The following is an 8,548-nucleotide window of genomic DNA, read 5'->3' on the forward strand; positions in this document are numbered from 1 at the left end:
CCCGATGAAGTGATTCATTACGTATGCAAAGCCCTGACCCAACGCTTAGAGCGGAGCAATGGCATCGTGCGTCAACAGACCGGGCGATGGCATCGACGGCAGAACAAATTTGGCAAAGTCTGGCAACAGAGTGCGGTGACGTTAAGACTGGTGCTGGCTTATCTCAACTGGATCTGGTGCAACTCTCGATTTAAGAACACGGCTGCCCAACGTGCTGGACTGACGGAGCATCCTTGGGAATGGCAAGACTTAGCCACTTATTCCACACTTTGTTGACGTACAATCCAAAGATCATCATTTCGCTGGTAGTTGGCAAAAATTCATAATCCTTACTCAATCGTCGGTAATGCCTGAACCAGGCATAGGTGCGTTCGACAACCCAGCGCTTCGGAATGACTGTAAAACCAGGTTCATCACTGGTGCGTTTGAGGTGCTCTAGTGTCCAACCAAACTGCTGAGCAACCCAGGCAATAAAGGCTTTACCCGCAAAGGTACTATCCACCCAAATCACTTTGAGACAACTCCAAACAGCGGCATAGAACGTTGCGAGTAAGATAGTCATTGGGTTATCTATCAGCAACTCAATTTATCCCACCATTGAGCAAAGCCCATTAGTAATCCGCTACGGAAGTATTCAAGACCTAATATATCTACAAACTAATTCACCTACTGCTAGATGTTATAAACAGTCTGGATTCCGGCAAGTTCACTTCAAACAGCTACCGCTTAGGATTCAGAAAGTGATAAGTCATAGAGCTTTTAATGTCATCATGATGCATCAATAAGCTGATTGCAGAAAATACAGTCCATCTCGCCATAGATGTCATAAATGGTCAATATCAAATTAGGAGCATAGTGCAAGCTAATGTTTTCATCTGGACCTGAATTACCTTCTGAATATGTCATTCGGCGTTGCGAGTCTACCGATGAGGATTACCTCAAACTTTTAATGATGCCAAAGAGTCCTTCTTCTATGCCTTCTTGGGTTTCCGTAAATTTTTTGATAACCCTGTTTGAAATAAGAAGTGGGATCGTAATATTTTTATTTTTGCAAGTCCTTGTATTATGTATGGCAGTATTTTTTTACGGTTTACATATAGGATTGCTGGGCGCAACTATATATGTCGACAACGTTTCAATAATAATCTATCTAATATCTTTCTTCTTGATTGCTTTTATGGGGACAGCAATAGTCATGGCACAAGGGGGGAGAGGTTGGATTAAGGACTATCCTTGGCGTTATTGGGTGATCGAACAGGAAGATCGTTTCTTGGGCTCAGCTTATTTTCAAAACTATGAAACTTTCTCAGTTATCAGAAGTTTACGCATATGCTCAAAGTGGAGAGGCAAAGGTCTTGGTACTGCAATCGTCAAAAAACTGATTCAGATAGGGAAGAAGCCTATCTACTTATCACCTGCTTTAGGGACTTCAAAATTCTATAGACGCATTGGGTTTCGGAGAGTTCGCTTTCAAAAAGTATCTCCAAAAGCCCAAAGATTTCTGATTCCTACCTACTGCATGGCCCATTATGGATATCTTACTTAGATCTTCTTTTTGTAAATTAGGTTATTTGATTGAAATGAATAAAGATATTAATGGTAAATCAATCATCAAATCTGCCATTTGGCTGTGTCATTCGCCCTATAAAAACCACTAACATAGATCGCCTAAGATTAATGATGATGCCTAAAAGCCCCGATCAACTGCCCTCTTGGGTCTCAGTAAAAATGATGCTGGCTCTTTATAAAATGCGGACGGGCACAATTCTATACTTAATTACTGCTGTCGTCATAGGGATGTATTTACAATTATTAGATGCTTTAGGAATACCAATACAAGTGCCTTGGGTAGTTATAGTCTATTTAGTTTGTTTAGGTCTATTCATTGCATTGGGGATTAGATCGTTAGCTAAGCCTGAGCAGCTTCCTAAAAACTGTTGGGTGATTGAAGAGCGGGGACGTTTTGTGGGTCGTGCCCTGATTAAGGGTTATGGCAGCTATTCAATTTTAGGACGTGTGTATATTCACCCTATGCGGAGAAGAATGGGATTAGGTACAGAATTAGTAAAGTCTTTACTTCAAAACTATCAAAAGCCGACTTATGTATTAACTAAGCGTTCAATAGCCAACTTTTATATAGGAATTGGCTTTCGAAAACTATCCCAAAGAGATAAACAAAGACTTCATGTTAGTGATTCCCGCTATGCCGTAAGATCACGAATGATATTGCTGGTACATAATTATTTTTTTGTCTAATAATGTAATGCTATTGGTCTTTATCTAAAATGCAAAAACTAAAGAGACTAGGTAGGCTAAGTGTTTTTTCTTTTGAGCTATTTCTGAAATAAATTTCTCAGAAATGATGTAGGGTTGAGTTTCTAGAAAGCCGTTAGAGAGGTCTTTAAATAAAATTAAGTGTAGTGAAAATAAATGTTTCGATCACGGCCTGATTTGAATTCAGAACATATTGTTCGTCGTGTCCAGCCAACACAAATAGATCGTCTTAAGTTCCTGATAATGCCGCGAAGCCCATATTCAAAATCTTCATGGATGCCTGAAGGATGCATGATATTTATTTGCAAAATGCAATTAGGTGTATATATCGCCTTCTGTCTCAGTATTTTGCCTGGTTTATTTGCTCTTGGAATTCTTCTGTGGTTGGGAAATGCATCATTCCAATGGCATGAGTTTGCGATTGCAGCAGCAATATTCATTTCTTTTTCCATCGTTACAATTGTAGTGTTAGCACTAACTAATCCACAACTCAAGAACTTTTGGGTAGTGGAACAACGTGATCGTTTTATTGCGTATGCTTCTATACGCTCCTATCAACACTTTTCAGTACTGGAAATACTACGAGTTTTGCGTAAATGGAGAAGACAAGGTTTAGGTTCAGTATTGGTCAGCACAATGCTGCAAAACTACCCAAAACCTGTTTATTTGCGCACTCGTCGTCCAACTGCAAAATTCTATCGGCGACTTGGCTTCCGAAAAATCCCTCTAAAACAATTATCACCTAGAGTTAAGGCTGGCCTCGGTATTTTAGATGCTGGTCAGACAAATGAGTGGCTATCAATGATTCGATCTGAAATTTTTATGGTGCATGATTAAACTTCATTGGGTGGCGTCCTTGATGATGCTAGACCTTGGTCTAATCCTTTGTAGCCAGTGAACATGCCATGATCTGTAGTTGATCTTTCCTAAAATCTGAGGTTCGGATTTTGCGGATAAGCCAGACTCTCAAAGTCTCATCTGGGTTAGTTGGTGGAATGTTTGTACTCACCCTATTGAGCCAACCTGTGCAGGCAGCCAAAGGCGATCATGTTGACCAGCTGAAAGAAACGCGTGAATGTGCTGACTGTAAGCTTAATAAAGCCAAATTAGGGGGAGCGGATCTTCGGAATGCCAACCTGAAAGGAGCCAATCTGAAAGAAGCGAATCTGCGTGGCGCAAAGTTGGATGGGGCAGATCTCCTGCGGGCGGATCTGAAGCAAGCTGATTTGCGAGAGGCAATCCTTTCCAGTGCCCAGCTCACTCTTAGCAATTTAGAAAAAAGCCAACTGGGGGCAGCTATCTTATTCCGGGCTAACTTATCCCAAGCTCAGCTCACCCTCAGCGATTTAGAGAATGCTCAACTCCGTGATGCCAACTTGAGCCAAGCCAATTTAACCCAAGCCAATTTAGCGAAGGCCAATTTAGGTAAAGCTCAGTTGAATCAGGCTAATTTAACCACCGCCAATTTATCCCAGGCTCGATTGCAGAATGCATCTCTAGTGGGAACCCAGTTGATTAACGCCAATTTAGAAGGTGCGTCTCTAAAAGGGGCCAACCTGATTGGGGCGGATTTAACGGGGGCCAACCTAGTGAATGCTGATCTGAGGGAGGCCAAACTAGACGACACTACTGTTATCGATCCAAAATGGCGGAATGCTTGGGCCATCGTCAATCAGACACAACTTGAAAGCTCTGTTGCCGAAGAGACCTCGGAATCACTGGCTCCAGAACCTTCTGCTACGGAAGATCCTACAGAGCAGGGCAAAAATCTGAGTGGTGTGCATTGGGTGGGCATTAATTTGGTGGGAGCAGAGCTGGAAGAAGCGGATCTGTCCCAGGCGTACTTGTTTATTGTCAATTTGCAGGATAGTAACCTGAGAGCGACTGATTTTAGTAATGCCCGTCTCCGCTATACCGATTTTCGCCGAGCCAATTTGACCAATAGCAATTTACAGGGTGCCGATCTGCGCTATGCCAATTTGGAAGGTGCCGATCTCAACCTAGCCAAGCTGCACAAGAGCAAAATCAATATCAAAACGGTTCTGGCTGATAAATGGCGGCAGGTATGGGAGCTAGTCAACCAGGGAGGTAGAGAGCTAGACCTAAAAACCGCTGACTTAGCCCAAGCGGATCTCAGCCAAGTAGACTTTTTCCGGGTGCAGCTGCCCCAGGCGAACCTTACCCAAAGTATTTTGGATGGGGCGAATTTGACGGAAGCCAATCTGTTTCGGGCCGATCTGACAGGAGCAAGTTTGAAGGCTGCAACCTTAAAGAACGCCAACTTAGCAGAAGCTAATTTGGAGAATGCCAATATTGAGGGCACAAACCTTGATAATGCCTATCTGTGTGGAGCCATAATGCCTGATGGAACAACCCACTCCTGTCCCTAGGGAAAGAGTCTCAGTAGTTACTGAAAACCGAAATTGCCGATCGCGACGGTACAGATGGCCTGTGGGACCGTTGCTGTGGGGATTGTCCTCGACGCTGTTTGCCCTGTTACCCCTACCGCTCAAAGCCCAGGAAGGACTGCAAGACTATGATCATTGGGCAGGATTATGCCAGAGCCTGACTCAGCAGAAGCAATATGAAGACGCTCTGAAAGCCTGTGACCAGGCGATTGCCTTAAATACCAACGATCCGCAGACCTGGACCGATCGCAGCACAATTGTATTTGCCCAAAACAAGCATTCTGATGCTGTTGCCGCTTTTAACCAGGTGCTTAAACTAAAGCCGGATGAGCCTCAGATATTGGCAAAACGATGTATCAGTCTTTTCAAATTGCAAAACTATGAGCCCGCACTCAAAGATTGTGAATTGGCCCTCCAAGTGGCGGATCAACGGGGGCAATCGCTGCCGGATCAAGCCTGGTATTACCGAAGTGCAGCTCTGTTTAAGTTGGAGCGGTTAGAGGAAGCCTTGGCTGCCTATGACTGGGCGACCCATATTCATAGCCGAGATGGCCGAGCTTGGGCTGATCGCTGTCAGGTATTGGCGGCCCTGAAGCAATATTCCTTGGCGTTTCAATCCTGCGATCGCGCCCTGCGAGGCGACAGCGATTGGGGAGATAGTTCTCCGGCAATAGGGTGGTCCCAACTTGCTCAACTGCACCGACAATTAGGGGATTACAACCAGGCCCTCAAAGGCTATGACAAGGCGCTTGCCTTTGCGCCTAAAGATTCCCAGCTATGGTCCCAACAGGGGATTTTGCTAGATCAACTGGGAGAACATCAACAGGCTCAAGCCTCCCATGGGTTTGCCGTGACCCTGGCCCCAACCTCTTCTGCGGCCCTGATTCAGCAATGTGCCAATGCCAACCAACTTCGCCAGTTTGAGACGGCCTTAGCCAGTTGCGAAAAAGCGTTCCAAGAAGGGGATGGAGACTGGGGAGAGGCGGGTTTAGATTTTGCCTGGAGCCAGCGGGGAACAGCCCTGATTGGTCTAGGGCGGTTTGAAGAAGCTCTCACCTCCATTGACCGAGCGTTAGCTTTAACGCCCAAAGATGCCCATTCCTGGAGTGCGCGGGCCTTGTCTCTCTGGCGTCTAGGCCGATTCGATGAGGCCCTGGATGCTGCTGCTCAGGGGGTAGAAGTTGATCCGCAATCTTCCTTAGCTTGGTTTAACCAGGGCCGGATTCTGACGACTCTGGGTAAGTTAGAGGAAGCCGTTGCGGCCTACGACCAGGCCTTAAAAGGAGATGCCAATGCGGGGAAGCAGCCGACGCTGGTAGAAATTTGGATTAATCAAAGTGCAGCCTATTGGCGGTTGGAAGATTATGGTCAGGCCCTATCGGCTGCAGATCAGGCGGTAGCCCTGGATGCTAAATCGGATCGCGCTTGGTATAACAAGGCCCTGGCTCTGATGGGCTTGCGCTCTTATAGTCGGGCGGTGACTGCCTATAACAAAGCCCTTGCCTTTAACGAAAAAAATGCTGATTACTGGACTGGGAAAGGGATAGCCCTGAAGGCTTTGGGGAATTTCCCTGAAGCACTTGCCAGCTTAGAACAGGCTCTTAGTCTGAATCCCAACCATTCCTTAGCCTTGCTGAATCAAGAGCGAGTCAAGAAGCAAATTGAGCCTTCCCAGTAGAGGGTTTGCGGGCTGTGATCGCTTTGCGTGCGATCGCAAGTTCGTATTCACCATACGCATTGGAAATCTGCACCTGAAACCCAATCTGTTGAAGTTGTGCGGCTATCTCATCGGCATTATAAAGCTGCTGTCGGTGGATTTCTTCATCCCGTCGGTACAGGGTGCCGTCTTGGCAAAACGTGATAATCCGCCGGGTCAGGATCATCGACTCCAAATCTTCCTGCTTCTCTACTAAGACCATCCAGTCCTCGCCTTCTCGAAAGCCTTGACTCGTTTGTCCCGCTTCAACCTGACCCGGTTCAACCAGATCAAAGATAAACAGTCCTCCAGGTTTTAGGGCATCAAAGACTCGCTGGAATATGGGACCTAAGCGAGACGCATTGTGCTCTGCATCGAACAAATAATTCAGACCTTCTCCCAGGACCGTCACCACCTGACAAGTTGGAAGACTGGCCGTAAATAAGGACTCCACCCAAAATTCTGCGTCAGGGACCCGACTTCGGGCCAGGCCAATCATGGCCTCAGAAATATCAATCCCTAAAACTTGATACCCCGCCTGGACTAGGTGATCTGCCCAGATTCCGCTCCCACAGCCTAAATCAATCACTAAACCGGATTCAATCTGATGCCTTTGAAAGCAGGCCAAGATTCCGACCGCCGCTTGGTCAGAAAAATCGCCATAGCCAATATCGTGAATATAGGCTAGGTCAGCTTTATACCAATCTTCCATGCAATTCACCTCAGGTATCTAACTCCTTAGACGCCAAATCAGCGTTTGGAAGAATCAAGGTTGCGATCCTAGGCTAGAAATCCAAAGGGAATAGAGCGATGCAACTTAGGTCAGTTTTGGACAACGGCCTAAGCAGACATGGCCTGAGTTTCCCCATTGGAATAGAGCAAGGCTCGCTTCGGTCCATGAATGGGATCTTCAACGATAATGGTTTCATCCCGCTCAGCCCCTAGGGACACAATGGCAATGGGGACTTCAACGATGCCAGCTAAGAACTTCAGGTAGTCTAGGGCTTTGGGGGGTAAATCTTCTAATGTGCGGCAATGAATCGTGGATTGTTTCCAGCCAGGCAGGGTTTTATACACGGGTTTGCAGCGAGAAAACTGGCGGGCATTGGTTGGAAAGTCCTTTGACTCATGGCCATCAATTTCATAGGCCACGCAAACTTTAATCTCATCCACCTCGTCGAGGATGTCGAGCTTGGTCACCGCTAGGCAGTCCAGACCGTTAATGCGGACGGCATAGCGGCCAATCACAGCGTCAAACCAGCCGCAGCGCCGCCGCCGTCCAGTGGTCGTTCCAAATTCAGCACCTCGCTCACAGAGGGCTACTCCCATCTCATCATGGAGTTCGGTGGGGAAGGGACCCTCACCCACTCGAGTGGTATAGGCTTTGGCGACGCCGATGACCCGATCAATCATTGTTGGCCCCACACCCGTACCCACACAGGCTCCCCCAGCGACTGGATTGGAAGATGTGACGTAGGGATAGGTGCCATGATCCAAATCCAGTAACGTGCCCTGGGCACCTTCAAACAGGATGTTCCGGTGCTGCTGATAGGCATCGTAGATTTTTAAGGAACAGTCGGCAACAAAGGGGCGTAGACGATCCGCATAGACTTGATACTCAGCAATCACCTCTTCTGGATCTAAGGGAGGCAGATTATAGAGTTTTTCGAGAATGACGTTTTTATAGTTAACGGTCCATCGTAGCTGCTTCTTCATGCCCTCTGGATCCATCAGATCCAGGATGCGGATGCCGGTTCGCTCGGACTTATCAGCATAGGTAGGACCAATTCCTCTACCCGTAGTGCCGATCTTATGGTCCCCCCGACGTTCTTCAGAGGCCTGATCAATCATCCGATGATAAGGCATGGTGACATGAGCGGACTCGGAAATAAACAGATGGCTGGTGCTGACCCCCAGCTTGTCTAACATATCCAACTCTTCAATCAGAACTTTCGGGTCAATAACCGTTCCAGAGCCGATGATGCAATCGGTGTTGGGGTAGAGAATGCCGGAAGGAATTAAATGCAACTTAAAGGTCTGGTCATCGACAACGACGGTATGGCCAGCGTTTACTCCGCCCTGATACCGAACCACCACATCTGCTGAGCGACTCAGCAAATCGGTTATTTTGCCCTTTCCTTCATCGCCCCACTGAGCACCAATTACAACT

The 8,548-nt window shown here is 46.8% G+C and carries 7 protein-coding genes and 2 pseudogenes; 6 read left to right on the plus strand and 3 right to left on the minus strand.

Going from position 1 to position 8,548, the window contains the following annotated elements:
- Nucleotides 1-276: pseudogene (locus tag Q0991_RS03405) on the plus strand (IS1 family transposase); the annotation flags it as partial.
- Here Q0991_RS03405 and Q0991_RS03410 read toward each other — a convergent pair.
- Nucleotides 191-556 (minus strand): annotated as a pseudogene (locus Q0991_RS03410) (transposase); the annotation flags it as partial. The pseudogenes Q0991_RS03405 and Q0991_RS03410 sit on opposite strands and share 86 nt — an antisense overlap.
- A 309-nt stretch (nt 557-865) precedes the next feature.
- Between Q0991_RS03410 and Q0991_RS03415 the strand changes: the two are divergent.
- From Q0991_RS03415 to Q0991_RS03435, 5 genes are all read left to right on the plus strand, one after another.
- Complete coding sequence (locus Q0991_RS03415; protein ID WP_299485524.1) at nt 866-1,546, plus strand: GNAT family N-acetyltransferase; 681 nt, start codon at nt 866-868, stop codon at nt 1,544-1,546.
- Between the two features lie 50 nt (nt 1,547-1,596).
- Complete coding sequence (locus tag Q0991_RS03420) at nt 1,597-2,256, plus strand: GNAT family N-acetyltransferase (protein WP_299485527.1); 660 nt, start codon at nt 1,597-1,599, stop codon at nt 2,254-2,256.
- Nucleotides 2,257-2,451: 195 nt separating this feature from the next.
- Nucleotides 2,452-3,111, plus strand: coding sequence for a GNAT family N-acetyltransferase (locus tag Q0991_RS03425; protein WP_299485529.1), 660 nt, complete (start codon nt 2,452-2,454; stop codon nt 3,109-3,111).
- Nucleotides 3,112-3,221: 110 nt separating this feature from the next.
- Entirely contained in the window at nt 3,222-4,664 is a 1,443-nt protein-coding gene (locus tag Q0991_RS03430; protein WP_299485531.1) for a pentapeptide repeat-containing protein, read from the plus strand.
- Nucleotides 4,639-6,360 carry a tetratricopeptide repeat protein gene (locus tag Q0991_RS03435; RefSeq protein ID WP_299485533.1) on the plus strand — a complete coding sequence of 574 codons (1,722 nt, stop codon included), beginning with the start codon at nt 4,639-4,641 and terminating at the stop codon, nt 6,358-6,360. The genes Q0991_RS03430 and Q0991_RS03435 overlap by 26 nt, the downstream gene beginning before the upstream one ends.
- Here Q0991_RS03435 and Q0991_RS03440 read toward each other — a convergent pair.
- Complete coding sequence (locus Q0991_RS03440) at nt 6,332-7,090, minus strand: class I SAM-dependent methyltransferase (RefSeq protein ID WP_299485534.1); 759 nt, start codon at nt 7,088-7,090, stop codon at nt 6,332-6,334. The genes Q0991_RS03435 and Q0991_RS03440 overlap by 29 nt on opposite strands.
- 128 nt (nt 7,091-7,218) lie before the next feature.
- Nucleotides 7,219-8,548: adenylosuccinate synthase (locus tag Q0991_RS03445; RefSeq protein ID WP_299485536.1), on the minus strand; the 1,330-nt coding region annotated here is incomplete at its 5' end.

The sequence above is a fragment of the Acaryochloris sp. IP29b_bin.137 genome, from assembly GCF_028285745.1.
Classification (GTDB): Bacteria; Cyanobacteriota; Cyanobacteriia; order Thermosynechococcales; family Thermosynechococcaceae; genus Acaryochloris.